The sequence below is a fragment of the Yoonia sp. F2084L genome (assembly GCF_023015625.1).
In the GTDB taxonomy this organism is placed as follows: Bacteria; Pseudomonadota; Alphaproteobacteria; order Rhodobacterales; family Rhodobacteraceae; genus Yoonia.
The window spans coordinates 189063-212300 of record NZ_JALKAH010000004.1 but is presented as its reverse complement, the minus strand read 5'-3'; the positions used below and the strand labels follow the sequence as shown (position 1 = coordinate 212300).

Annotated in this window: 26 protein-coding genes; 16 read left to right on the top strand and 10 right to left on the bottom strand. The window is 58.4% G+C overall.

What is annotated here, in order from left to right; genetic code table 11:
• The first annotated feature begins 119 nt into the window (after nucleotides 1-119).
• Nucleotides 120-584 carry a hypothetical protein gene (locus MWU60_RS12740; RefSeq protein WP_247227712.1) on the top strand — a complete coding sequence of 155 codons (465 nt, stop codon included), beginning with the start codon at nucleotides 120-122 and terminating at the stop codon, nucleotides 582-584.
• On the opposite strand, the gene MWU60_RS12735 is transcribed toward MWU60_RS12740, so the two are convergent.
• The gene (locus tag MWU60_RS12735; RefSeq protein ID WP_247227711.1) at nucleotides 581-1804 is read right to left on the bottom strand and encodes an MFS transporter; all 1224 of its coding nucleotides are present in this window, start codon (nucleotides 1802-1804) and stop codon (nucleotides 581-583) included. The two genes, MWU60_RS12740 and MWU60_RS12735, sit on opposite strands and share 4 nt — an antisense overlap.
• A 131-nt stretch (nucleotides 1805-1935) precedes the next feature.
• Between MWU60_RS12735 and MWU60_RS12730 the strand changes: the two genes are divergently transcribed.
• Nucleotides 1936-2979: an aldo/keto reductase gene (locus tag MWU60_RS12730; RefSeq protein WP_247227710.1), complete on the top strand. Its 1044-nt coding sequence runs from the start codon at nucleotides 1936-1938 to the stop codon at nucleotides 2977-2979.
• A 12-nt stretch (nucleotides 2980-2991) separates the two neighbouring features.
• Here the strand turns inward: MWU60_RS12730 and MWU60_RS12725 are convergent, their stop codons facing one another.
• On the bottom strand, nucleotides 2992-3471 hold the full coding sequence (locus tag MWU60_RS12725) for a GNAT family N-acetyltransferase (RefSeq protein WP_247227709.1): 480 nt from the start codon (nucleotides 3469-3471) through the stop codon (nucleotides 2992-2994).
• Between the two features lie 252 nt (nucleotides 3472-3723).
• Between MWU60_RS12725 and MWU60_RS12720 the strand changes: the two genes are divergently transcribed.
• The 4 genes from MWU60_RS12720 to MWU60_RS12705 are packed head-to-tail and all read left to right on the top strand — an operon-like array spanning nucleotide 3724 to nucleotide 6877.
• Complete coding sequence (locus tag MWU60_RS12720) at nucleotides 3724-4638, top strand: 3-keto-5-aminohexanoate cleavage protein (protein WP_247227707.1); 915 nt, start codon at nucleotides 3724-3726, stop codon at nucleotides 4636-4638.
• Nucleotides 4635-5162: a lipocalin family protein gene (locus MWU60_RS12715; RefSeq protein WP_247227706.1), complete on the top strand. Its 528-nt coding sequence runs from the start codon at nucleotides 4635-4637 to the stop codon at nucleotides 5160-5162. The genes MWU60_RS12720 and MWU60_RS12715 overlap by 4 nt, the downstream gene beginning before the upstream one ends.
• A 2-nt stretch (nucleotides 5163-5164) precedes the next feature.
• Nucleotides 5165-5413, top strand: coding sequence for a hypothetical protein (locus MWU60_RS12710; RefSeq protein WP_247227705.1), 249 nt, complete (start codon nucleotides 5165-5167; stop codon nucleotides 5411-5413).
• 3 nt (nucleotides 5414-5416) lie between these two features.
• A complete protein-coding gene (locus MWU60_RS12705) occupies nucleotides 5417-6877 on the top strand; it encodes a carnitine 3-dehydrogenase (protein ID WP_247227704.1) in 1461 nt (486 codons plus the stop codon).
• Here MWU60_RS12705 and MWU60_RS12700 read toward each other — a convergent pair.
• Nucleotides 6874-7734: a helix-turn-helix transcriptional regulator gene (locus tag MWU60_RS12700; protein WP_247227703.1), complete on the bottom strand. Its 861-nt coding sequence runs from the start codon at nucleotides 7732-7734 to the stop codon at nucleotides 6874-6876. The genes MWU60_RS12705 and MWU60_RS12700 overlap by 4 nt on opposite strands.
• Before the next feature lie 82 nt (nucleotides 7735-7816).
• Between MWU60_RS12700 and MWU60_RS12695 the strand changes: the two genes are divergently transcribed.
• Nucleotides 7817-8704, top strand: a complete 888-nt coding sequence (locus tag MWU60_RS12695) for a fatty acid desaturase (protein WP_247227702.1) — start codon at nucleotides 7817-7819, stop codon at nucleotides 8702-8704.
• A 23-nt stretch (nucleotides 8705-8727) separates the two neighbouring features.
• Nucleotides 8728-9630 carry a DMT family transporter gene (locus MWU60_RS12690; protein WP_247227701.1) on the top strand — a complete coding sequence of 301 codons (903 nt, stop codon included), beginning with the start codon at nucleotides 8728-8730 and terminating at the stop codon, nucleotides 9628-9630.
• Here the strand turns inward: MWU60_RS12690 and MWU60_RS12685 are convergent.
• Both MWU60_RS12685 and MWU60_RS12680 read right to left on the bottom strand, forming a co-directional pair.
• Nucleotides 9627-10337, bottom strand: coding sequence for an NUDIX hydrolase (locus MWU60_RS12685; RefSeq protein ID WP_247227700.1), 711 nt, complete (start codon nucleotides 10335-10337; stop codon nucleotides 9627-9629). The two genes, MWU60_RS12690 and MWU60_RS12685, sit on opposite strands and share 4 nt — an antisense overlap.
• A complete protein-coding gene (locus MWU60_RS12680; protein WP_247227698.1) occupies nucleotides 10315-10704 on the bottom strand; it encodes a DUF983 domain-containing protein in 390 nt (129 codons plus the stop codon). The genes MWU60_RS12685 and MWU60_RS12680 overlap by 23 nt, the downstream gene beginning before the upstream one ends.
• Nucleotides 10705-10883: 179 nt before the next feature.
• Between MWU60_RS12680 and MWU60_RS12675 the strand changes: the two genes are divergently transcribed.
• From MWU60_RS12675 to MWU60_RS12660, 4 genes are all read left to right on the top strand, one after another.
• Nucleotides 10884-11339, top strand: coding sequence for an EF-hand domain-containing protein (locus tag MWU60_RS12675; RefSeq protein ID WP_247227697.1), 456 nt, complete (start codon nucleotides 10884-10886; stop codon nucleotides 11337-11339).
• A gap of 75 nt (nucleotides 11340-11414) precedes the next feature.
• Nucleotides 11415-12008, top strand: a complete 594-nt coding sequence (locus tag MWU60_RS12670) for an RNA polymerase sigma factor (protein ID WP_247227696.1) — start codon at nucleotides 11415-11417, stop codon at nucleotides 12006-12008.
• Complete coding sequence (locus MWU60_RS12665; protein ID WP_247227695.1) at nucleotides 11986-12348, top strand: hypothetical protein; 363 nt, start codon at nucleotides 11986-11988, stop codon at nucleotides 12346-12348. The genes MWU60_RS12670 and MWU60_RS12665 overlap by 23 nt, the downstream gene beginning before the upstream one ends.
• Nucleotides 12341-12832: a periplasmic heavy metal sensor gene (locus tag MWU60_RS12660; RefSeq protein ID WP_247227694.1), complete on the top strand. Its 492-nt coding sequence runs from the start codon at nucleotides 12341-12343 to the stop codon at nucleotides 12830-12832. Before MWU60_RS12665 ends, MWU60_RS12660 begins: the two co-directional genes overlap by 8 nt.
• Here MWU60_RS12660 and MWU60_RS12655 read toward each other — a convergent pair.
• Nucleotides 12821-14212: a diguanylate cyclase gene (locus MWU60_RS12655; protein WP_247227693.1), complete on the bottom strand. Its 1392-nt coding sequence runs from the start codon at nucleotides 14210-14212 to the stop codon at nucleotides 12821-12823. The genes MWU60_RS12660 and MWU60_RS12655 overlap by 12 nt on opposite strands.
• 96 nt (nucleotides 14213-14308) lie before the next feature.
• On the opposite strand from MWU60_RS12655, the gene MWU60_RS12650 reads away from it, so the two are divergent.
• Nucleotides 14309-14587: a DUF3572 domain-containing protein gene (locus tag MWU60_RS12650; protein ID WP_247227691.1), complete on the top strand. Its 279-nt coding sequence runs from the start codon at nucleotides 14309-14311 to the stop codon at nucleotides 14585-14587.
• Here MWU60_RS12650 and MWU60_RS12645 read toward each other — a convergent pair.
• Nucleotides 14584-17769, bottom strand: a complete 3186-nt coding sequence (locus tag MWU60_RS12645) for a reductive dehalogenase domain-containing protein (RefSeq protein ID WP_247228016.1) — start codon at nucleotides 17767-17769, stop codon at nucleotides 14584-14586. The genes MWU60_RS12650 and MWU60_RS12645 overlap by 4 nt on opposite strands.
• Before the next feature lie 61 nt (nucleotides 17770-17830).
• On the opposite strand from MWU60_RS12645, the gene MWU60_RS12640 reads away from it, so the two are divergent.
• The 3 genes from MWU60_RS12640 to MWU60_RS12630 all read left to right on the top strand — a co-directional run bounded on the left by MWU60_RS12640 (nucleotide 17831) and on the right by MWU60_RS12630 (nucleotide 20774).
• Complete coding sequence (locus MWU60_RS12640) at nucleotides 17831-18535, top strand: HAD family hydrolase (RefSeq protein ID WP_247227690.1); 705 nt, start codon at nucleotides 17831-17833, stop codon at nucleotides 18533-18535.
• A gap of 84 nt (nucleotides 18536-18619) precedes the next feature.
• Nucleotides 18620-20179, top strand: a complete 1560-nt coding sequence (locus MWU60_RS12635) for a trimethylamine methyltransferase family protein (protein WP_247227689.1) — start codon at nucleotides 18620-18622, stop codon at nucleotides 20177-20179.
• A gap of 118 nt (nucleotides 20180-20297) precedes the next feature.
• The gene (locus tag MWU60_RS12630) at nucleotides 20298-20774 is read left to right on the top strand and encodes a CAP domain-containing protein (RefSeq protein ID WP_247227687.1); all 477 of its coding nucleotides are present in this window, start codon (nucleotides 20298-20300) and stop codon (nucleotides 20772-20774) included.
• On the opposite strand, the gene dtd is transcribed toward MWU60_RS12630, so the two are convergent.
• From dtd to MWU60_RS12615, 3 genes are read right to left on the bottom strand one after another with little or no spacing between them, the layout of a single operon-like run.
• Entirely contained in the window at nucleotides 20775-21212 is a 438-nt protein-coding gene (gene dtd, locus MWU60_RS12625) for a D-aminoacyl-tRNA deacylase (RefSeq protein ID WP_247227686.1), read from the bottom strand.
• Nucleotides 21209-22114 (bottom strand): carbohydrate kinase, encoded by a 906-nt coding sequence (locus tag MWU60_RS12620; RefSeq protein ID WP_247227685.1) that lies wholly within the window; start codon nucleotides 22112-22114, stop codon nucleotides 21209-21211. The genes dtd and MWU60_RS12620 overlap by 4 nt, the downstream gene beginning before the upstream one ends.
• Nucleotides 22115-22133: 19 nt before the next feature.
• Complete coding sequence (locus MWU60_RS12615) at nucleotides 22134-23237, bottom strand: TFIIB-type zinc finger domain-containing protein (protein WP_247227684.1); 1104 nt, start codon at nucleotides 23235-23237, stop codon at nucleotides 22134-22136.
• Nucleotide 23238: the final 1 nt, after the last annotated feature.

Genomic DNA, 23238 nt, shown 5'->3' with positions numbered 1-23238 from the left:
CAGATTTGCAGCCTATCTAGCGGGGTGCGCGCATAGATGCCAGATGTTGCGGACGCGCTGGCATTTTCGACGGGTCCCGATTACATCTAAGCCATACCCATGCGCCAAAGGAGATACTCATGAAATGTCTGTTCCCCTTCGTTATAGCGGCCACGGTCGGATCGGCTGCCCATGCGCAGGACGCCTATGTCGGTGCGGGCCTTGATTATCATTACCCTCACTCTGGTGATGGGCAAACCGTGACGTCTGTCATTGGCGGGCTTGGGTTTGACACCGGATACTTTGGCATCGGCGCAGAGGCGGAATATGGTCTGCGCGTCGGAGGTGACAATGATTATGACACCGCCCGGGTCGGCGGCTGGCTCAGCTATGATTGGTCTGACTATACATTCCGCGTCAGTGGCGGCATCACCGAGTATTATTTCGAGGACGACAACGCGGGCGGTTTCAACTTTGGGCTTGCGGCGGAACGCGAGGTGTCGCCCAACCTTGTCTTACGCGGTGGGTTCATTCGTGACTTTATGGACGATATCTTTACCGAAGCCGTCACGACCACACGCATCGCGGTCCTCTACAGCTTTTAGCGGTCGCGGCTGCGGCCCAGCAGTCGCCCGATCCCAAAGCTGGTGCGTGGAGCGTAAATATAGCGTGTCCGCTCTTCGGGGGCCTTGCGCACGCGCATTCGGCTGAGCCCGAAGATGACCAACAGAACATGCCCGACCGAGATGAAGTAAAACAGGGCCGCCGGGCCAAATGCACCAATCAGCGCCGAGGTTGTGAGAGGTGCGGCAATCGCGCCCACTGCAAAAAAGAACATCAAGGCGGCTGATAATTCGACCCGCTGATCAGAGGTCGCAAAGTCATGTGCGTGGGCCGTCGCGACCGAGTAGATTGGAAAAGTGGTCAGGCCAAACAGAAACGACGCGGTGAGGATCAACGATGTACCTTGCCCGGCTGTCGCGACGGTGAAGGTGCAAGAGATGACCGCGGCGACCGATAGCCAGATCATCACCCAGCGCCGATCATATTTGTCGGCCAGCCAACCGACGGGATATTGCGCGATGGCACCGCCCGCAACGAATGCGGCCAAGAACGAACCGATCTGGTTTGCGGTCAATCCAACCTCTTGCCCGTAGATTGGGCCGACCATGCGGAACGACGCGCTGGATAGGGCAGCAACCAGCACAGCGGCAACCGCGAGAGGCGAACACGCCCAGGCAAGGGCAGGGCGCAATCGCGTCGCCGCGGGGGTTTCGGGTTGCGGCACCCGCGTGAGCGCCAAGGGTAAGAGTGACGCACAGCACAGGATCGTCAGGATGTTATAGGCGATATAGGTTTCCACGGTTGCCAGCGCCCCGATCATGAACTGCGCGACAAAAGACGCGCTTGTGTCCGCAATCCGGTAACTGGCCATCGCGCGGCCGCGCGTTTCATTGGTCACTTTGGCCTGCAACCATGCCTCGATCACCGTGTAACACCCCGCCACGCAGATGCCGGACCCGATCCGAAAGAACGCCCAGAAGTAAGGATCAGTGGTGACGACATGTGCGGCCAGACCGATGGCACCCATTGCAGTAAAGGTCGCGAATGCCCGGCTGTGTCCCACGCTGCCCATCAGGCGCGGCGCCCACCAGCAGCCGATGAAGAAGCCCACAAAATGAGCCGAACCCAGAAAGCCCACCTGAGATTGCGAAAATCCCAACTCAAGCCCAGTCAGCGCATCAAGGGGGCCAACACCGCCAGAGGAAAGCTGCAACAGGGCAACTGACAAAAACAATGCAGCAAAGGAAATGATCATCCGCATGATCTGACCTATGCGCTGCCTGCTGAGGCTATGCTAGACCATAATCGACAGAGCCATGTCGCCTTTGTGCCCTTGCCCTTGGGGCTGTGCACATTAGGCTCTGCGGAAATCACGCATTGAGGCACAGCAGAATGAAGCAGCTCCCCCTAGGTCGTACCGACATCATGATCAGTGAATGGTGCCTGGGCACGATGACCTTTGGCAACCAGACGCCGGAAGATGATGCGCATCGCCAGATTGATATGTCGGTCGATGCTGGCATCAATTTTCTGGATACGGCCGAGATGTACCCGGTCAACCCGATCCGCGCCGAGACTGTGGGGCTATCGGAACAGGTGATTGGCAACTGGATCGCCAAGACGGGCCGCCGGGATGACATCGTGGTGGCCACCAAGGTCTCTGGCAACAACCCCGGCTGGGTACGCGAAGGGCGTGGATATGATGGGGCGGTGATCCGCGAGGCGGTCGATACCTCGCTCAAGCGGCTGCAAACAGACGTGATTGATCTTTATCAGATGCACTGGCCGATCCGCGGATCATACATGTTTCGCCAGAACTGGACCTATGATCCGTCTGGTCAGGACCGCCAACAGACAATGGACCATATGTTGGACGTGCTTGAAGCGCTGGGCGATATGGTCAAAGCGGGCAAAATTCGCAGCATCGGCATGTCGAATGAAAGTGCCTGGGGCATGACCAAGTGGATTGATCAGGCGCAGGCTGCGGGACTGCCGCGCATGGCCTCTGTGCAGAATGAATACTCCTTGCTTTGCCGTCTCTATGACACTGACATGGCCGAGATGGCGGTGAATGAGGATGTGACGCTACTGTCCTTCTCGCCGCTGGCTTGTGGACTGCTGACCGGCAAATACCAAAACGGTGCGGTGCCAGAGGGCAGCCGCCTGTCGATCAACAATGACCTGGGTGGACGCGTCACTGAACGACTCTGGCCGGCAGTTCAGGTCTATCTGGATCTGGCGTCCAAACATGGGCTGGACCCGGTACATATGGCGATGGCATGGCAAAGAACGCGGCCCTTTGCTGTTTCTGCGATCTTTGGTGCGACGACGAGCGATCAACTGACGCAGATATTGGCAGGCAAAGATGTGGTGCTGTCAAAAGATGTCATTGCAGAGATTGACGCCGTGCATAAGCAGTACCCTATGCCCTACTAGGCAAGATGGATATTAATCCACCTTACCCGACGTGTCTGTTGTGATTTCAATCCAGAACCGTGGTCCGGCATCCGTTATCTCTTCCAACCCCATCGCGCGGTAGGCCGCTTGCGCTGTTGCGTTGCGTGGATCGGTGCCAATGGTCAATCCGCGTGCGCCCCGCATCGTGGCATAGTTCTTGGCGGCCGCAATCAGCTTGCGCCCCACACCCCGGCTGCGTCTGGTCTCGACGACATGCAGGTGATGAATATCAAAACGCGGGATCGCGCTGTGGACCGCAACCGTTTCGAGGACGCCAGCGTATCCGACGGTTTCGCTGCCTTCGCGCGCCAGAAATGCAATGCCTTTGGGGTTTGATCCAAAGAAGATCCCTTGCAGCTGCTCCAATGTCACCTGCGCTTCATCGCCATGAAAAGCAGAGAGTTCCCGGATCAACTCTTGCATGCGCCTCAGATCGCGCGGTCTTGCAACTTCGATCAAAGTATCCGTCATCGTGGTTCCTTGCTGTGTTGGCCCGCAAGGACGCACAACAGATCAGTCACCCTTGCGGGCGGCTGTTGTTTCAAGATGTCGTCAAAAAGGCCCAGCCGCCGTCATATGGCGCTGGTAAAATAGACCGCGGTGTTTTGTAGCGTTCTGTTCATAAAAGCGTTGATGCCATTGCCATCGCCCGTGTGTCAAGAATTCCGGCTTGTGCCATACCGGGATATCGGCAAATGTCCCCGCAACAAAGGGAGACTGCATATGCCGCTTGAGATGAACCGCGAGGTCTTTATCACCTGTGCTGTGACCGGCTCTGGGTCCACCCAAGACCGCAGCCCGCATGTGCCCCGCTCCCCCCAGCAGATTGCCGAAAGTGCGATTGATGCCGCCAAGGCCGGTGCTGCGGTCGTCCATTGCCACGTGCGTGACCCCGAAACTGGCGTACCGTCGCGTGATCTGGCGCTTTATCGCGAGGTCACCGACCGCATCCGTGATGCCGAGGTTGATGTCGTCTTGAACCTAACCGCTGGCATGGGCGGTGACATCGTGTTCGGCGGCACGGAAAGCCCGCTGCCCACGATTGCCGGGACCGATATGGTCGGTGCGACCGAACGGGTCGCGCATGTGGCTGCGTGCCTGCCCGAGATTTGCACGCTCGATTGCGGCACGATGAATTTTGCTGAAGCCGACTATGTCATGACGAATACCCCCGGCATGTTGGTGGCGATGGGGCAGATGATGACGGATCTGGGCGTGAAGCCTGAGATCGAAGCGTTTGATACGGGCCACCTGTGGTACGCGAAACAACTGGTGAAAGACGGCGTGCTGGACAGTCCGGCATTGGTCCAGCTTTGCATGGGGGTGCCGTGGGGCGCGCCCGATGATCTCAATACCTTCATGGCGATGGTGAACAATGTGCCTGACGATTGGACGTTCTCTGCCTTTGGTTTAGGGCGCAGCCAGATGCCCTATGTGGCGGCCTCGGTTCTTGCGGGTGGCAATGTGCGCGTCGGGCTCGAAGACAACCTGATGCTGGATCGCGGCGTGCTGGCCACAAACGCGCAGCTGGTCGAACGGGCCGCTGGCATCGTTGAAAACCTTGGCGCCAAGGTGATCGGCCCCGCAGAAGTGCGCGCCAAGCTTGGCCTGACCAAACGCGCGCCGGTGACGACGTGAGGGCACTGGCGCTGGTTCTGTTACTTGCCGGTTGTGCCACGCAGGACAGTGGCGGTCTGTTCTCGGTTTACCGCGATACGGACACGCCGATCGCATCAAAGGCGGTGTTTGAGCCGGAGCGTTATTTAGGTGTCTGGCATGAAGTATCACGCTACCCGGTGCCGTTTCAGGCGGGCTGCGTTGGCGTAACAGCTGAATACGGTTTACGCGACGATGGCCTGCTGTCGGTGCTGAATATCTGCAGGGATGCGCGCGGAGCCGAGACATCACGGATCGAAGGCACCGCTGAAATTGTCGGACCTGGCAGGCTGAAGGTGCGCTTTCCATCTGTGCCGTTCGTTGCGGCGGACTATTGGGTTCTTTGGACAGATGAAGACTATCGCACTGCCGTCGTTGGCGCCCCCAATGGCCGGTCCGGCTGGATTTTGAACCGCACTCCGGATATTCGCGCCGACAGGTTGCAAGCGGCGCGTGATGTTTTGGCATTCAACGGCTATGATCTAGGCCGACTGGAGGAGTTTTAGTGATGAAACGTTTGGTATTGTGCAGTGTGCTGGCACTGGCCGCCTGCGACGGTGCAGGCATGGGTAGTGGCGGCGGTATGCGCGAGTTCATGGTGATCGGGAACCGCATGTCGTTTGAGGACTGCCGCGCGCGTGGCGGTCTGATCATTCGCGACAGTAACACCGCGATGGTGGCTTGCGATCCATCCATCCGGCGCGAACCCGTGCCAGCGGATGAGTTCAACCATCCCAACGACAAACCGGCAAGCTAAGTCATGGCGGGGCAGGCGGCGGCCATTATCGGCGGTGGTGTGATCGGTGGCGGTTGGGCCGCGCGATTTTTGCTGATGGGTTGGGACGTGCGGGTCTTTGACCCTGATCCGGAAGCCGAGCGCAAGATCTCGGAAGTGCTGAACAATGCGCGCCGGTCTTTGCCGGGGTTGTCGGATGTGGCGTTGCCCGCCGAGGGACGTTTAAGTTTTCACGATACAATGTCTGCCGCAGTCGCTGACGTGGCGTGGATACAGGAAAGCGTGCCAGAGAGGCTGGAGTTGAAACGCAAGGTCTATCAGTCCCTGCAAGAGCACTGCCCGCAGGACGCTGTCATTGGATCATCAACCAGCGGATTCAAACCGTCTCAATTGCAAGGCTGCGCAACCCGTCCCGAGCAGATTGTCGTCACCCACCCGTTCAATCCGGTTTACCTTTTGCCGCTGGTCGAACTGGTCCCCAGCGATAAAACCGCCCCCGCCATTGTGGAGCGTGCGAAAGAAATACTGACCAGTATCGGGATGCATCCGTTGCACGTCCGTGCTGAAATCGACGCCCATATCGCGGATCGCTTTCTTGAGGCGGTCTGGCGCGAGGCCCTTTGGCTGATCAAGGACGGTATTGCCACGACCGAAGAGATCGACAACGCCATCCGCTATGGTTTTGGTCTGCGCTGGGCGCAGATGGGGTTGTTTGAAACCTACCGCATTGCCGGGGGTGAAGCAGGGATGCGCCATTTCATCGAACAGTTCGGCCCTTGCCTTGAATGGCCGTGGACCAAGCTGATGGATGTGCCAGAGCTGACGGATGAGCTGATTGATGCGGTTGCGGATCAGTCGGATGCGCAGTCCGGTCAATACACCATTCGCGAATTGGAGCGCGCGCGCGATGACAACCTTGTCACCATCCTGCGTGGCCTGAAAGCACAGGATTGGGGTGCCGGCAAACTTTTGAATGAACAGGACCGCCGGGTTGAAGGGGCGATTGGTCTTCCAGAGGACCTCGGTAAACCCGTCGTGACGGTGGAACGCGCGGTGCCGCTCGATTGGACGGATTACAACGGCCATATGAACGAAGCGCGTTATTTGCAGGCATTTGGCGATGCGACGGACCGGCTCATGCTGCTGATCGGCTGTGATGCGGAGTACATCGCGACAGGTGGTAGCTATTTCACCGTCGAAACGCATATTCGCCATTTGGATGAGGTGCGCGCCGGGACTGTCATCCGTATTGAAACGCAGGTGTTGAACGGTGAGGGCAAGAAGATGCACGTCTTCCACCGAATGTTCGCGGGCGACCGCGAGCTGGCAACGGGAGAGCATTTGCTGATCCATGTCAGCCTTGAGACACGGCGCGCCTCAGAGCCTGCCCCCCATTTGGCCGCAACACTTGGCAAAGTCGCTGATGCGCATGCCGCACTTCCGATGCCAGAGGGCGTGGGCAAGGCTGTGGGCGTGCGCGGCTAGTCGATCCTTGCGATCAGCTGATCGAAATACGCCGCAATATCACGCTGGCTGATGCTGGCTGCGCGCACCAACTCGTCGAAATGTGCAGTAATCGCTGCAACCCGTTCAGTGTCCCGGAAGACCAGATAGTTCTGGCCAATATAGATCACGGCAAGCAGGGGGCCAAAAACCGTGACAGGTGCAGAATAGAGTTTGCGCTGATCAAAAAGATGAAGCCGCAACGCGGGATAAAGCTGCGCATGTAGATCGCGGAATTTTTCCAGTTGGGGTTTGCGCAGCGCAGACGACAAGTCGCGATAATACCCGTCGCCGCTTGCAAAGCTCTCGACTTCGGCAAGCGGAATCGCGATTTCATAATCCGACCGCGCGCTGCGCATCCATTCCAGCCGGTCGTTGCTGGCCCCCATTGCCTGTTCGGTCGTCTTGCCCAGTGACGGCGCATATTCCCAGCGCAGAATATCGTCGGTCTTGAGCATATCCGGCAGGCCCGCAGGCACGTGGCGGATTTTGTAACCCTCGGCTTCCTGATGCCATGCAAAGATGGCTTCGTCGACCAAGGCGCGAGGCGCTTGGGTCATCGAAATGGCACTGGCGACCAGATCTTCGGCCTGCTCAGGACGGTCCGAGAGACCCAAAAGCCAATCCGCGCTGACCCCAAGAACGGTTGCACAAGCCGCGACCAACTGCCCGTTCGGCAGTCGTGCACCATCGTCCTTGATCAGTTGCGACAGGGTTGAGCGGTCAACCTGCGCCTGTCGCGCCAGCGCGCTTTGCGTAATCCCCGTCTGTGCCATGCCTGCCTGAAGGCGGGAGCGAAAGATCGCGGCGCGGTCACGTTTGTCCATAATTGTTAACATGCAAGAATTTAATCACATTTTGATGCTTTTGTGAACTACTCTCAGAATGGTCCGCTATAGCTGCCTAGCTTAGCGTTCCTCTATGGGACAAAAGAAAAGCGGATCACGCGCGCAGATCGCGTGGCCAACAGTTATATTGATTGCAGCTTGTTATGGCACTTGGGCGCTGGCGCTGTGGGTTTTGCCGCTTTGGGCGGGGATCGCCATTGCGGGTTTGGCGATTGCCTTGCACGCCTCGCTGCAACACGAAGTGATCCACGGACATCCGTTTCAACATCAATGGCTGAACGATATGCTCATTTGGCCGCCTTTGGTCCTGTTCATCCCATATGTGCGCTACAAGGCAACCCACCTTGCGCATCACCATGATGAGGTGATCACAGATCCCTTTGACGATCCTGAAAGCAACTATCTGGACGCCGGCGTGTGGGAGCGTCTGCCGTGGTCTGTGAAAGCTATCTTACGAATGAACAACACCGTCGCGGGCAGGCTGACGCTGGGGCCCATGATCGGCACCATTGCCTTTGCGGTGTGTGAGTGGCGCAAGCGGGATGCCGAGATACTGCGCGGTTGGTTGATTCATCTACCGGCTGTCATTGCGGTGCTTGCCGTCGTTGTCGCATCGCCCATGCCGTTGTGGGCCTATCTCATTGCGGCCTATGCGGCGATGTCGATCCTTAAGCTGCGTACATTTCTTGAGCACCAGGCACATGAGCGCGCCAGCGGGCGCAGTGTGATTGTCGAAAGGGGCGGGCTTTTGGCTTTCCTCTTTCTCAATAACAACCTGCATGTCGTGCATCACATGCATCCACGCGTGGCGTGGTACGCGCTTCCGGCGCTCTATCGTGCGCGGAAAGATCACTACTTGCGCCGCAATGGCGGCTATTACTTCGCCTCTTATCGCGACGTGATCCGCAAGTACCTGTGGAAAGCCAAAGACCCGGTCGCGCACCCACTCTGGCGGAGGTAGCTGATTGCGGGCATAGGGAACGGATGGAACTCTGGATCCCCATCACAATCGGTGCCGCGACGGCACAGACACTACGGTTCATGCTGCAAAAGCGTTTGAAGGGCATGGCGTTGTCGACCGCGGGGGCGACGTTTGCACGGTTCATCTATTCTTCGCCCTTGGTAGCGGTCATTGCGCTTGTCTATGCGATGGCGTCTGGACAGGGCACACCTGATATTCCAGCGGCCTTTTGGCCCTATGCGCTTGCTGGCGGCATGTCGCAGATTTTGGCAACGATGTGCGTTGTGGCGCTTTTCAGCCATCGCAATTTTGCCGTCGGGATCACGTTCAAGAAGACCGAAGTGCTGCTAAGTGCGTTTTTTGGTTTCCTCATTCTGGGCGACACATTCACGGCGCTCACGATCGTTGCCATGCTGATCGGATTGGTTGGGGTGTTGTTGCTGTCTGATCCTCCGGGCGGCATTGGCCCCTGGCACCAACGGATTTTCAACCGTGCCACGGCACTTGGCCTTGGAGCCGGGGTTCTCTTTGGCATCTCCGGTAACGGGTATCGCGGCGCGTCACTGTCATTGGCGGACGGCGATGTGTTCTACCGCGCCATTATCACGCTGGCCTTGGTGACGGCATTTCAGACACTTGCCATGGCACTATGGCTTGCTTGGCGCGAACACGGCGAGATTACGCGGGTGCTCGCGTCTTGGCGGGTGGCGGGACTGGTCGGGATCACCAGCATGATCGGGTCGATCTGCTGGTTCACTGCGTTCACATTGCAAAACGCAGCCTACGTGAACGCAGTCGGCCAGATTGAGCTACTGTTCTCGCTGATGATCGGTGCATTCGTGTTCGGCGAAAAGATAGGCGCCCGCGAATGGCAAGGGCTGACGCTGCTCACCTGTAGCATTATCATGCTCGTTTTACTGCTTTAGATCGGACTGCGCCCGCTGAGGCGACTGACCAGATGGGCTTCATCATCATTGCGAAAGAACGGCACGCTGGCCGGCGGGCCACCGCGTTTGATGTGGCTAACAAGCTCGGCCAGTACGACTTGCGTGATGAATGGCAGGTCAAATTGCCGGGCATCTGAAAGCGGCACCCATTGCAGATGGGCCAACTCATCCTCGGCGTTTGAAAAGTCATCGAGGTCGGTTTGCAGTTCTGCTGCGTCTGCCAGAAAGAACCGCGCATCAAAGCGGCGGGGGCGGCATGTCGGGGTGACGGCGCGGAAAAAGAATTGCAAGGCTGCCGCGTTGGGTACATGGCCGGTGCCGGCAAAGCCGCGCCAGCCTTGTGGTGGATCGGTCCAGGTGCCGCGATAGCCCAGTACTTGTCCGGTTTCTTCCCACAGCTCGCGGATGGCCGCCGCAGCAAGTGCAGTGGGCGAAAGCGTACTTTCGCTGGCAAGTCTTTCATGGTCCATTTTTGTCAATGCCGTTGCCGGAACGGTTGCATCATTGGCGTCAACTGCGCCGCCGGGGAACACAAATTTGCCGGGCATGAAGGCCGCACTTGCACCACGTTGACCCATCAAGACCGATGGTGTCGTGGCGACGTCGCGCAACACAATGATGGTAGAGGCATCTCTGATCGCGGATTTGTCGATATGGTTGCCCTCAGCCGTTATGGCCGAACCCATGCATCCGGCGCGCCCATTGAATGGCCACAATCATGCCCTTCATACGCGGCAAAAGAAAGAGCGACAGTGCGACCGCACCAATCGTCAGCGAGGTCGCCATGACCCAAGGCTCTGGTCGGAAGTAGACCCACATGAAATGGATCACAAAGCCGATGATATGAGCCACCAGAAGAATCGTCAGATAGGCGGGGCCGTCATCGGCGCGGTGGTGAAACAGCTCTTCATCGCAATTCGGGCAATTGTCCGCCACTTTCAGATATTTCGCAAAAAGGTTCCCTTTGCCACAGTTGGGACACTTGCAACGCAGGCCATGCCATATGGCAGGCCTTGTTGGGCGGTCATCAATTGGAAAATCTGCGTTGGACATCATGCGGCTCCATTCACTGGCCCTCACATGGACCATTGGCGGGGATTTTGAAAGGGGGTGCGCGGAATAGTGGCCATGCATATTTTTCCCAAAACCTGCGACGGAAGCGACAGGCAGCTGCGTTGAAGGAGGGTCAGCAGCGCCGAAACGCTGTGATGAACGGAACAAAGGAAAAGAAAATGAAAACGAAGATTTTGATGGCAGCCCTTCTTTCAGGCCTCGTAATGACTGCGGGTGCGGTACAGGCGCAAGAGCAGCGCGACCGACCTGATTTTTCCACCCTTGATCTGAACGGCGATGGTGCCTTGACCTTGGAAGAAATGCAGGCACGCGGCGAAGCGCGTTTTGCCGATCTGGACGCAAACGGCGACGGTGCTTTGTCAGCAGACGAGATTGCGGCCCAAGCCAATGCGCGAGCCACGACGATGATTGAACGCTTTGACGACAACGGTGACGGTGCGTTGCAGTTTGATGAGATGCCAACGCGCGATGAGCGCCGCGCCGCGCGCATGTTCGACCGTGTCGATGCCAACGCAGATGGCACAATTTCAGCTGAAGAATTCGAGCAGGCCCAGGAACGTATGGGCGAACGTCGTGATGGACGCCGCGGTCATGGCCCCAAAGGCCGGGGCTAAGCCACGCGTTGGCAGGGGGTGCCTCATCCCCCTGCCAATTGCCTCTTGGGTTTGAATTGGCTAGCACACGTATAAATGAACGCATCGCCGGATCCTTTTGCGGGCGCCCCAGACGAGGCGCTTTTGGTCGCATACGCCAATGGCGATGGGCAGGCTGCGCGGGTCTTGACGCGGCGGTTGCTGCCGCGTGTTTTGGCGCAGGCGACACGGATGCTGGGTGTGCCCGCCGAGGCCGAGGATGTCGCGCAGGACGCGATGATGCGTTTGTGGAAAGTCGCGCCCGATTGGCGGCAGGGCGAAGCACAGGTGACCACTTGGCTCTACCGGGTCGTGGCGAACCTATGCACCGACCGCTTACGCAAACGTCGTGGTGTGTCGCTCGATCAGGTAGCCGAGCCGCTGGATGCAACGCCAAGTGTGACAGCACAGATGCAGACGCAGGCGCGCATGACGGCGTTGTCAGAGGCGTTGGCGCAATTGCCGGAAAGACAGGCGCAGGCCGTGTCGCTGCGACATCTCGAAGGGTTATCCAACCCCCAGATTGCACAGATCATGGACATCAGCGTGCGGTCCGTGGAAAGTCTGACAGCACGCGGAAAACGGGCCCTTGCCGATATCATGGCAGGGCGGAAGGCAGAACTGGGGTATGACGATGACGAACCCGAATGATGACATGCTAGACGATCTTTTCGCGCAAGCGCGGGGTGTGGACCCTACGCCGAGCAACGATTTGATGACCCGCGTCCTGACGGATGCCGATGCGGTCCAGCCCAAGCCGGTTGTGAGACCGGACACGCGACCGGGGTTCTGGGTGCGTCTAGTTGATGCGGTCGGCGGCTGGCCTGCTGTTAGCGGATTGGCGGCTGCTACTATCGCAGGACTCTGGGTGGGTGTTGCGCCCCCAGCCTCGGTTTCGGATCTGACGGCGACACTGATTGGCGATGAGGTCAGCATCAGTTTGTTTTCCACAGAGCTGATGTTGGATGAAGGAGTGTTCTCGGATGGCTGACGCTAAAATGCCTGCGCCGCGACCAAGCCGTCTTTGGCGAATTGTGCTGGTGATATCGCTCGCCTTGAACCTTGCTGTTGTGGGGCTTGTTGTGGGGGCTGCGGCGTCGGGTCGCTTTGGAAAAGAGCCACCGCGCAGCTTTGATCTGGGCCTTGGCCCCGTCGCGCGTGCGCTTGATAAAGATGAACGCCGCGCCATTGGTCGCACCATGCGGCAAGATCGTGCGCTGCGTGATTTTAATCTGCGCAACCGGGTGACGGATATGGTGTCAGCCTTGAAGGCAGAGCCGTTTGAGCCGGATGTATTTCGCGAGCTGATGGCCGCGCAAGCCAGCCGTATCGCAGAGGTTCAGGCGACAGCGCAAAACGCATTCATCGAACAGATTGCCGCGATGACACCGGAACGTCGCCGCGCATTTGCGGATCGACTGGCCGAAGAACTCTCCCGCGCGCGGCCGCCCCGCGACCGCTCATCAGGCGGCTGATTTGCTCATTGCGACCTGATCACGCCCAGCGGATTTGGCCGCATAAAGCGCTTGATCGGCCTGATTGCAAATCTTGCTCATCGCGCCACGTTCGGCGGAAATCTGACCGCTCATGGCGACCCCCACAGAGACGGTAACTTTGATCGCGGGTTGGTCATCGCCCAAGGCAAATGGTGTCGTATTCACCAGTGCGCGCAAACGGTCCGCCGTCAGACGCGCGTCTTTCACGGATGCGCCCGGCATAGCGACCAGAAATTCTTCGCCACCCATACGGGCCACAAGGTCTATTGCGCGTAGATTTTCACGCAAGCGGTTTGAAATTTGAACCAAAACATTGTCGCCTGCGGCATGCCCATAGGTGTCATTGATGGTTTTGAAGTGATCAATATCAATCATCATCACGGCCAGTTCACGCCCTGATTTACGTGATTGTTCAGCCAACCGCGCCAAATGCGAATCAACGTAGCGCCGATTGAACAACCCGGTCAGCGGGTCGGTCACCGCCGCATTCAGCCCGCTGCGGACCGTGTCACGCAGTTTGTCATGTTGGCGTTTGCGGGTGATCAGTTTTTTGGCGCGCAAGGTCAGTTCGGCTGCGTCACATGTGTCTGGCACCACATCATCTGCGCCCAGATCAAGGAACATTGCCGCGACCTCGGGTTTGTCTTTGGGGACCAGCACAAGCTGGGTTGCCAGCCGCGTTTGTGCGCGTGATCGCAGATCAGACACAAGGCCAAAGAGCCAGCTATGACTGCTGTCGGCTTCAGCGGCATTGATGACAAACAGGTCATGTGCTGCATCTTCGCCTTCGGATTTCAGCAGATCGGCAGGCGGCAGTACATTGATCGTGCTGCGCAGCCCAGCGCTGAGTTGTGCGACCAGACTGTTTTCGACAGCCGGGTTGGGGGTAAGCACCGCCACCTTGGCGGCACCATCAAAGCCATTCTTTTGTTCTTCAAAGCCAAGCGCACGGCTGGTGCTTTCGCGCAAAAATAGCTCTTGGCTGGTGCTGCGGACCCGCAAAAGGCTGCGGATGCTGGCGAGCAGCAGCGCGTCGTTCACCGGGTGGGGCAGCACATCATCTGCACCGGCATCAAGGGCGGCAAACCGCGCCCGCGAGGTATCAGCGACGCCCACAGCGATAATCGCTATGGCTGCCGTTTCGGGTGTGCGCCGCAGATCATGACACAAGCTGTGTTGATCCTCGGTCGCGTCGGACAGGTTGACTAAAATCAGGTCGGGTTTGTTGGCGGCGATAATGCGTATCGCCTCGGCCTTGCTAGAGCAGGCATCCACAACAAACTGTGCGGCTATCATTTTCACTTTCAACACGATCCTGTTTGTCGCAACAGTGTCGATGATCAATATGCGGCCTGGCATTTCTTGCACCTTTTCAAGAGCGGTTAGCTCGATTCCTTGCAAGCAATGTCGGGATTAATGGTTAAGAAACGGTTTCCATCAGCGTAAGGAAGATGAATGCAACAAGAACAAGCCGAAGTGATTGCCCTACAGGCCTTGGCGTGGTTGGCCGGAAATGATGAACTTTGCCCGACGTTTTTGGGGGCCTCAGGCGGGTCCGTTGATGATTTGCGCGACCGCGCCACGGACCCTGCGTTTCTGGGTGCTGTGCTTGAATTCATCACGATGGATGATGCGTGGGTGATGGCGTTTTGCGATACGATCGGGCTGGCCTATGAGCTGCCATTGCAAGCACGTTATGCCTTACCGGGTGCGCAAAACGTGCATTGGACCTAGAGGTCGATTTTCAGTGTGCCGCCCGGTTCCGCAGCCCTGCTTTGGCAAAGAATGATTTCGGTTTCACGCTGGGCCTTGGACAGCACGAAATCGCGGTGTTCGACGGCCCCATTGCGCAGGCCACATTTGCATACGCCGCATAGACCGTCAGAGCATTTTACATCGACATGAACGCCCGCCGCAATGAGCGCATCTGATGCCGTTTCCCCCGCTGATACGGCGACCGTACGACCATCGTTGAGGATCAGCATGAACGGATGATTCTCATATTCCGGCTGTTCTGGTACCGCGAAATACTCAAGATGACGCGCGTCTTCGGGGAACCCGTTGGCCGCAGCTGCGTCCATTACAGCGGCCATATATACGTCCGGCCCGCAGGTGTAGATATGCGCGCCCGGTTGATACTGCGTGAGCGCTGCCAGATCAGCGCGCGTCCCTTCTTCAGAGACATGTAGATGCAGCTTGTCCGACCAAGCCATGTCGTTCAGGTCGTCAAGAAATCCCGCATCTGTGCGGCGGCGCATACTATAATGCAGGTCAAAGTCAGCCCCAATTGCATGGAGCCGGTGCGCCATCGCGATCATCGGCGTAATGCCAATACCGCCACCCATCAGCAGCGTTTTGGATGCCTCCTCAAACAGCGGGAAATGATTGATCGGGAGCGAGATAAAGACCCGCCGTCCTACTTCAAAAATCCGATGCATCAGCTTTGATCCACCACGCCCTTCATCTTCGCGCAGTACGGCGATCTGGTATTTGCTGCGGTCGGCAGGATCACCGCTAAGCGAGTACTGGCGGAAGAACTCGGGTGCCACGACCACATCAATATGTGCGCCTGCGGTGGCAGGGGGCAGGTCGCTGCCATCGGGGCGTGAGAATTCGTATTTTGTCACCGCGTCCGTCATTTGCGTGGCGTTGCTGATCACAACTTCTAGGACCGGGGCATCGCCTTGGGCGGGGGCGTAGACATGCTCTGGTGGCTGCCCTTCTGCACGCCGTTTCTGGTGTTCCTCCGCCGATATCATCGCCTCATACGCCGCAATCCCGGCCTCGCGATCCATAGGTGCGGGCCACGGGTAAGGCGGTGGTGCGAGCGGCGCTGGATAGACCGCAAGCGTCTGATCGGCGTATTGCAGATCAAGATCGGTTTGCAGGCTGCGCGCATTCACCGGATGGCGCGATGGGCGGTAGGCGCCATCATCCTCCATCTCCAGATCCCACCACCATTTCTTGACCGGGTTTATTGATCCTTTGCCCAGCTTATCATCCAATGCCGCCAGCGTCTTGGCCGCCTGCGGGACGGTCATGGCCAGCTTGCGGAAAGGGGCCTCGGCAAACAGCCCTTCAAGGTTCCATGGGCAGGTTTTCATGCACCGCCCGCACATCGCACCGTTCTTTTGGCTGACCCGGTAGGTGGTGCATTTCTGGCTGTCGGATTTCCAAATCTCGTATCCGTTGAACATCAGCTTTGGCCCGGCAGTGATCGCGCCCGAGGGGCATTCACGGGCGCATTTGTTGCAGGCATCGCAGAACTTTTGCAGGCCAAAGTCGATGGGCTTGTCGTGGGTCATCGGCATATTTGTCGTAACGACACCGGATTTCAGACGGGGGCCGAGGAAAGGGTTCAGGATCACCTCGCCGATGCGGCTGACCTCGCCCAAGCCGGAGAGGAGCAAGAGGGGCGGGTGCAGCACTTCTTCATCCATCACGGAATGGACGCGGGCGGTATAGCCGAGGTTGCGCAGATGCTGTGCGAGGACGCCGCCCAATAGGGAGAATCGCAGATAAGCGCGCATGGATTGCGCACAGGCGATCCAGTCGTCGCCGGATGCGCCCTCCATCGTCTCATGCCCCTGATCGACAATCATCGAAATGGCGTTTTCATGGTAAGGCGTGATCGGCGCGCCGGTTGTGTCGTGGCTGTAGTAGGTCCAGTCCGGGCAGGCCGAAAGGCCGACAGCATCGACCCCAAGGAAATATAGCGCGGCTTTGATATTGGCTGCATTGCTTTCAGGGGTGTCGCTGACGGGGTCACCTACGGCTTCACCATCCTGTAACAGCACAAAGGCCCCCAGTGATGGGCGGAAGGCATAGGCGGCGGCAGATTTGCGCACGTAGTTGCCGTTTTTCGTGGCCTCTTGCACGTGCTTGCCCATGTCACCGAAAAGCCCGCGCACAAACAGATTGGCGCGTTTGGGCACGCGTGCGACATTGGGCCTGTCGATGTAAGTCGTGGGCTCGTCTACGCGCTTGAGGGTCTCAAACGGGTGCGGCCCAAGGGCAAAGTCGCGTTTTGCAAAAGGGTCGCGGGTGCGGGCAGATTTGGCATGATCGCCAAGCCCGGTGCGATAACTGCTGGGCGGTTTCTGCCTCGGTGTAATCGGCTGGTCCGGCGTCATCGCGAGCGTTGTCGTGAGCGCAGCCAGCCCATAGCGGTCGCCCGTGAATGGATTTTTCAGCGTGCCGTCTTCCAACGCGACAAGGCCCGCAAGGGCCGCAAGAGTGCCCAAATGCACATCGGATGCTGCCATCGAATGCGCCCGTGCGTCGTAACCCAGCGTGCGGATATAGCTGGCCAGTGTAACAGCGGTTTCCATCCCGCGCAGGCAGGCCCGCTGGGGCAGGGCGTCCTTGATCCAGTCGGTACCTTGTTCGGTGTCCTTGGGCGGGCGGGGGTGATCGTACAAAAATACCAGCGCATGCGTGTGGTGGCGGCAATCCTCGGGCGGCATTGCCATGCTTTCGCGCAGGCCCGCCATGATGACATCAATGCCCGCGGCAAGCGATTTGGGTTGGATTGTGCGCAGCTTCTGGGCAAGCCTGTCTACATCAGGGTTTGCAATCGGCTTATCTAGCCAAGCCGCGTCCGTCAGTTCGCAAACACCAACCATGCTGGCATCGCAATAGTAGCCAAAGGCCTTGAGGTGATTGGCACGTTCCGTCAAACCCTCTGGAATTTCTGCGATCTCGCGCTTGACCATGCCGTCACGGGTGGCATCCAGCATCGCCTGATAATCCTGCATCGCGTTGATGATGCTTTTGGGGTCATCTGGCCTGCGAAAGGACAGCCCTTTCATGGGCGGCAAATCGGATAAATCGACTGCATCGACGCGTCGCAATCCTTCCAAAGGAAAGGGGCCAAGATGCATCGGGCGGGCAGCGTAAGAGCGGAGTTTCAACATGTCGATTGACACCGTCTTGCGCGCAGGGTCCGGTGTCAATGCACGAAGGGTGAGGTGACGCGTGATCAAGGGCATCATTTTCGACAAGGACGGGACGTTGTTTGATTTCAACGCCACCTGGGGGGCGTGGACGCGCGGAATGCTGGAGGCCGAAAGCAGGGGCGATCCTGCGGTTTTCGACGCGCTTTCTGACGCATTGGGATTTGACGTCGTGGCAAATCAATTTCGGCCTGACAGCATCGTGATTGCAGCCACGGCTGGTGAGACGGCCGATTGCATTCTCAGCGCAATTCCCGACAAGGATAAATCTGCACTATTGGCCCGTATGAACGCAGCCACGGCGGAAGTGACACAAGTTGAAGCGGTCCCGCTCGTTCCCTACTTCAGCGAATTGACTGCATTGGGCTTGCGCCTCGGCATCGCTACCAATGACGCAGAAGCGCCCGCGCGGACGCATCTGGACCGCGCCGGTGTGACTAAGCACTTTGATTTTATCGCGGGTTACGACAGCGGGCATGGGGGCAAACCTGCCCCCGGCCAGCTCCATGCTTTTTGTGCGCATACCGGATTGGATGCAAAGACCTGCCTGATGGTTGGTGACAGCACCCATGATCTGCACGCAGGTCAGGCGGCCGGCATGCGTACGGTTGGTGTGCTGACGGGGCCTGCGCCACATGCGGAACTTGCGCCTTTCGCGGATGTCGTCTTGCCGGATATTGGTGCCATTCCCGGCTGGCTTAAATCAGAAAAACTGCTGGCACTCTAAATCCGACATCATCTGTCGGTTTCCCATCATCCAAGTCATTCTCGCTTTGCGATGCTGATCCTCAAGTAACGAGGGATCAAACCCATGACAGACACCAGCAAACCAAGGCGGCGCGGCGGCGGCAGGGCAGGGGCTGCAAACCGACGCGGCACAGCGACGATTGAGCAAATGCCCTGGCGGCTTCCGATCAACACCGACCTGCCGACCGAGCCTTTGGACGCGGATGGTGTGCAGGCGATCCATGACGGCGCGATGCGCATTCTTGAAGATATCGGGATCGAGTTTCTGAATGAAGAGGCGCTGGCGCTCTTCCAAGAGGCTGGCTGCACCGTAAACGGCACCAACGTGCGCATGGGGCGCGACTGGGTGATGGAGATGTTGGGCCACGCACCGGCGCAGTTCGATATCACACCGCGTAACCCGGACAAGAAAATCACGATCGGGGGTAAACATATCCTGTTTGGAAATGTCTCATCGCCGCCGAATTACTTTGACCTGGAGATTGGCAAGAAGGTCTCTGGCAGTCGTGAACAATGCGCCAACCTGTTGCGGCTGACCCAATACTTCAACTGCATCCATTTCGCGGGCGGCTATCCGGTGGAGCCGGTCGATGTGCACGCGTCGGTCCGCCATCTGGACGTGGTCTATGACAAGATGACCCTGACCGACAAAGTGGCCCACGCCTATTCGTTAGGCAGAGAGCGGGTCGAGGATGTGATGGAAATGGTCAAGATCGCGGGCGGGATGACCGAGGAAGAATTCGCATCCAAGCCGCATATGTACACCAACATCAACTCGACCTCGCCGCTGAAACACGACGTGCCGATGATCGACGGCTGCCTGCGTTGTGTGCGACGGGGGCAAGCGGTGATCGTGACACCTTTCACGCTTGCCGGAGCGATGGCACCTGTGACAATGACCGGGGCCGTGACACTTTCAATCGCCGAGGCTATCAGCGCGATTGCTTTGTTCCAATACGTCCGCCCCGGCGCGCCTTGCGTGATCGGCACATTCACCAGCAATGTTGATATGAAATCTGGCGCGCCCGCGTTTGGGACGCCTGAATATATGCGTGCAACCCAGGTGACTGGCCAAATGGCACGGTTCTACGGGTTGCCGATGCGGGCCTCTGGCGTTTGTGCGGCGAATGTCCCTGACGGGCAGGCGATGTGGGAAACATCCAATTCGCTTTGGTCGGCGGTGCAGTCGGGAACGAACGTCGTGTATCATGCGGCAGGCTGGCTAGAAGGTGGCCTCATCGCCAGCCCAGAGAAATTCATCATGGATTGCGAAGTGATCCAGATGATCCAGCGGTACATGGAACCACAGATCGTAGCGACGACGCCTGATGACATTGCGATTGACGCGATCAAAGAAGTCGGACCCAATGGCCATTTCTTTGGTATTGAACACACGCAGGAACGCTATGAAGAGGCGTTCTACCAGCCCTTCGTGTCAGATTGGCGCAACTATGAAGCATGGGAAGTCGCAGGCGGTGTCTGGACGGCAGAACGCGCCCATCGGATTTTCAAAGACATCATCGCGCAGTTTGAAGAGCCTCCTATGGACGTCGCAGTGAAAGAAGAACTCAGGGCCTTCGTGGACCGGCGCAAAGCCGAAGGAGGAGCGCCTACTGACTTTTAGCACGGTATTTTGGGTTTCGGCACGTAATTGCCGCAGAGCGGCCCACCGCCTGCCTTAGCGTTGCCCTGTTCCTAGGTGAAGAGTACAGCAAATGTACTTACGTTTCGGGGCAAACGTTATGAAAAATCTCGCACGCGTTATTGCCGCTCTGGCGTTTTCCTCTCTGGGCACAGCCGCCGTCGCTGGCAACTGCGTTACTCCGCCGAATGTCAATCAACTGGCAACCGAGATCGCAGCCGGCGTCAATCAGAGCCGCCGCGCCAATGGCCAAGCGCCGTTGCGCTTTAACCGCCGCTTGGGTCAGGCCGCGATGGTGCATGCCTGTGATATGCTGGCGAATGATTTCTTTGATCACCGTGGATCGGACGGATCCAGCTCTCAGGCGCGCGTCCAACAGGCCGGTTACAATGATTGTATCGTGGCTGAGAACATCGCATGGGGTTATCCGCAGGCGCAGCGGATCATCTCTGGCTGGATGAATTCACCCGGTCACCGCCGCAATATGCTGCACCCCCGGATTGAGGACATGGGGATCGGGATCACCCAAGGCCCCAAAGGCCCCTATTGGGTGCTGGTTGTCGGCAAGCAGTGCTAGTTAGACGTCCAACCAAATGGTGACTGGTCCATCGTTGGTAAGGCTGACAGCCATGTCAGCCCCAAAAGATCCGGTCGCGGTGTTGATCCCCAAATCTGCGATATCCGTGACAAACTGTTCATAAAGCGCACGGCCCTGATCAGGGCTTGCGGCGGCAGAAAAGCCGGGACGGTTGCCGCGTGATGTATCCGCGGCCAACGTGAACTGGCTGACGATCAGGGCCGCACCGCCCACGTCCACCAGCGATCTGTTCATCTTGCCAGCCTCGTCGGTAAAAATGCGCAGCTTGCTGATCTTTGCAGCGAGTGCTTTGGATTTTGCCGCATCATCGCCGTCCATCGCGCAGACAAGGATCAACAGACCTGTGCCGATCTCTCCAATGAGTGCGCCATCAACGCGCACACAGGCGTCGGTGACGCGCTGAACAAGTGCTCTCAAAGCTCGCGGCTCCAAGGCGGGTTGGCTCCGGCCCGGCTGACTGTGATGGCTGCTACCTTGGCCCCAAAGCTGGCAGCGGCGCGCAGATCCGCTTTGGTTGCTTGTTTGATCCCGGATTTGGTCAAATGCCCGCTTCTATGCATTTGGGCCATGAACCCCGCGCTGAAGGTGTCACCTGCGCCAACGGTGTCGACCACCTCGGCTTTCTCGGCGGCAACATCGTAGGTCCCGCTTGCTGTGAAGATGCTGACCCCATCGCCGCCGCGCGTCAGCAGGATCACCTGCGCGCCAGTACTGGCAAGCAGTGCATCCGCATCTGTATTGCCAGTGATCCACTCCAGATCTTCGTCAGAGGTTTTGATGATATCCGCGACACCCATCATGCGTGTCAGCCGTGCGCGATAGGCGGCCTCATCAGTGATAAAGGAAGGCCGAATGTTGGGGTCAATCATGGTCAGGCGATGTGAGGCTTCGCGCAGCATCATCGCCTCGTAGGCCGCACCGCAGGGTTCGACGACCAAGCTGATGCCGCCAAAGAACAGCGCGTCGGCGTCAGTTTTGGGCAGATCGCTTTCCGACAGCATACGCCCGGCGGTGTTTTCATCATAGAATGCGTAAGATGCATGACCATCGGTCAGCGTCACAAAGGCCAGCGTGGTTGGGCGGTCTGCAATCGCGGCAGGGCTGCTATCGACCTGTGATGCGGCCAACTGCGCGCGCAGGATATCCCCGAAAAGGTCGGACGACAGGCCAGAAAAGAACTGCACCGGCGCATCCAGCCGCCCCAGTGCCACGGCAGTGTTGAACACCGATCCACCCGCATGCGGCGCAAAGGCGGTTTCACCGGCGGCCGTTTCACGCGGCAACATATCAATCAGGGCTTCACCGCAGCACAGGATCATCGCAGAGGCCTTTCCGTCTTTACTGGCTGTTAGCGATAACAAATCCGACGCCAAGCGCAAGGATTAGTCCCACAACCACCGCAAATGCAATCTTCCACGCGGAATAAGGGCGTTCGCCCTGCACTCGCCCTGTGCGTCCGTTGACGACAAAGCGATAGGTCTGTCCGCGGTATTTGTAGGCCGCCAGCCAGACGGGCAGCAGCACATGTTTGAAGGTCACATCTTTGACGTCCGTATCAACCGAATGCACGCGCTGCGCGTCGCCGCCAATGTCGTATTTTACATCGCGATGGATCATCCGGTCCATATAGGCGCGGGCTTCGGTGAACCCGTCGGTCAGTTCCACCTGATATCCTTCTGCCCGAAATCCAGCGAGGTATTCGGGATTATAGGGCTCCAATTGCGATAGATCCCAAGGTTCCAGCCCGTCAGTGTACTTTTTGGGCAGGGACCGTGACGCCAATACCAGCACGTCATCAAAGAACCGCGCGACGCGCCCGGATGCGGGACGCCAGCGGGTTTTGCGCACGCGCACCTGGCGGCGCTTGCCGTCGCGGACCACGGTTTTGGTTTCATAGTAATGCGTGCCGCGCTGCCCGGTATAGCGGCTTTTGGTATCGGCATCGAAGGTCCAATAAGGGACATAGATCCCGTTCATCTTGCGCCCCTTGCGGGCATAGTCGGTCAGCCCGTTGGGTGCGAACCACAGGCTTCCCAGCCAACTGACCAACGCATTGCGCGCCTGTGCCTCTTCCAGCGCAAAGGGCAGCAATCCCCGTGGCTTGATGTGGCGATGCGTGCCGGTATCAGTGACGACCGGGGTTGCACAGAAGGGGCATTCGGCGGCGTGAATATCCGGGTCAAATTCGGTCTGCGCGCCGCAATTGGGGCAGGCGTTGACGCGGGTTTCTTCGATATCCTCATCGGCCAGCCGTTCCTGCACGGCACGCTGAAAGTCCAGCTCGACAATGCTGCCCGCCCAAGGCCCCGCGCTTTCGATCGCTTGGACGTTGCCGCAGTGATCGCAGGTCAGCTGATGCTCACCGGGATCAAACCGCAGATCAGACCCGCAGGCATCGCAGGGAAAGCGGTGGTCGGTATCTGAGGTTTGTCCGTCTGCCATC

What these genes read in the sequence shown, in the direction of transcription:
- MWU60_RS12730 (WP_247227710.1), top strand. Translation starts at nt 1,936, where the DNA reads ATGAAGCAGCTCCCCCTAGGTCGTACCGACATCATGATCAGTGAATGG.
- MWU60_RS12670 (WP_247227696.1), top strand. Translation starts at nt 11,415, where the DNA reads ATGAACGCATCGCCGGATCCTTTTGCGGGCGCCCCAGACGAGGCGCTT.
- MWU60_RS12685 (WP_247227700.1), bottom strand. Translation starts at nt 10,337, where the DNA reads ATGGGTTCGGCCATAACGGCTGAGGGCAACCATATCGACAAATCCGCG.
- MWU60_RS12660 (WP_247227694.1), top strand. Translation starts at nt 12,341, where the DNA reads ATGGCTGACGCTAAAATGCCTGCGCCGCGACCAAGCCGTCTTTGGCGA.
- MWU60_RS12695 (WP_247227702.1), top strand. Translation starts at nt 7,817, where the DNA reads ATGGGACAAAAGAAAAGCGGATCACGCGCGCAGATCGCGTGGCCAACA.
- MWU60_RS12735 (WP_247227711.1), bottom strand. Translation starts at nt 1,804, where the DNA reads ATGCGGATGATCATTTCCTTTGCTGCATTGTTTTTGTCAGTTGCCCTG.
- MWU60_RS12620 (WP_247227685.1), bottom strand. Translation starts at nt 22,114, where the DNA reads ATGATCCTGTGCTGCGGTGAAGCCCTGATTGATATGTTGCCGCGTGAA.
- MWU60_RS12740 (WP_247227712.1), top strand. Translation starts at nt 120, where the DNA reads ATGAAATGTCTGTTCCCCTTCGTTATAGCGGCCACGGTCGGATCGGCT.
- MWU60_RS12650 (WP_247227691.1), top strand. Translation starts at nt 14,309, where the DNA reads ATGCAACAAGAACAAGCCGAAGTGATTGCCCTACAGGCCTTGGCGTGG.
- MWU60_RS12725 (WP_247227709.1), bottom strand. Translation starts at nt 3,471, where the DNA reads ATGACGGATACTTTGATCGAAGTTGCAAGACCGCGCGATCTGAGGCGC.
- MWU60_RS12665 (WP_247227695.1), top strand. Translation starts at nt 11,986, where the DNA reads ATGACGATGACGAACCCGAATGATGACATGCTAGACGATCTTTTCGCG.
- MWU60_RS12720 (WP_247227707.1), top strand. Translation starts at nt 3,724, where the DNA reads ATGCCGCTTGAGATGAACCGCGAGGTCTTTATCACCTGTGCTGTGACC.
- MWU60_RS12645 (WP_247228016.1), bottom strand. Translation starts at nt 17,769, where the DNA reads ATGTTGAAACTCCGCTCTTACGCTGCCCGCCCGATGCATCTTGGCCCC.
- MWU60_RS12675 (WP_247227697.1), top strand. Translation starts at nt 10,884, where the DNA reads ATGAAAACGAAGATTTTGATGGCAGCCCTTCTTTCAGGCCTCGTAATG.
- MWU60_RS12690 (WP_247227701.1), top strand. Translation starts at nt 8,728, where the DNA reads ATGGAACTCTGGATCCCCATCACAATCGGTGCCGCGACGGCACAGACA.
- MWU60_RS12710 (WP_247227705.1), top strand. Translation starts at nt 5,165, where the DNA reads ATGAAACGTTTGGTATTGTGCAGTGTGCTGGCACTGGCCGCCTGCGAC.
- MWU60_RS12635 (WP_247227689.1), top strand. Translation starts at nt 18,620, where the DNA reads ATGACAGACACCAGCAAACCAAGGCGGCGCGGCGGCGGCAGGGCAGGG.
- MWU60_RS12630 (WP_247227687.1), top strand. Translation starts at nt 20,298, where the DNA reads ATGAAAAATCTCGCACGCGTTATTGCCGCTCTGGCGTTTTCCTCTCTG.
- MWU60_RS12655 (WP_247227693.1), bottom strand. Translation starts at nt 14,212, where the DNA reads ATGCCAGGCCGCATATTGATCATCGACACTGTTGCGACAAACAGGATC.
- MWU60_RS12680 (WP_247227698.1), bottom strand. Translation starts at nt 10,704, where the DNA reads ATGTCCAACGCAGATTTTCCAATTGATGACCGCCCAACAAGGCCTGCC.
- MWU60_RS12700 (WP_247227703.1), bottom strand. Translation starts at nt 7,734, where the DNA reads ATGTTAACAATTATGGACAAACGTGACCGCGCCGCGATCTTTCGCTCC.
- MWU60_RS12615 (WP_247227684.1), bottom strand. Translation starts at nt 23,237, where the DNA reads ATGGCAGACGGACAAACCTCAGATACCGACCACCGCTTTCCCTGCGAT.
- MWU60_RS12705 (WP_247227704.1), top strand. Translation starts at nt 5,417, where the DNA reads ATGGCGGGGCAGGCGGCGGCCATTATCGGCGGTGGTGTGATCGGTGGC.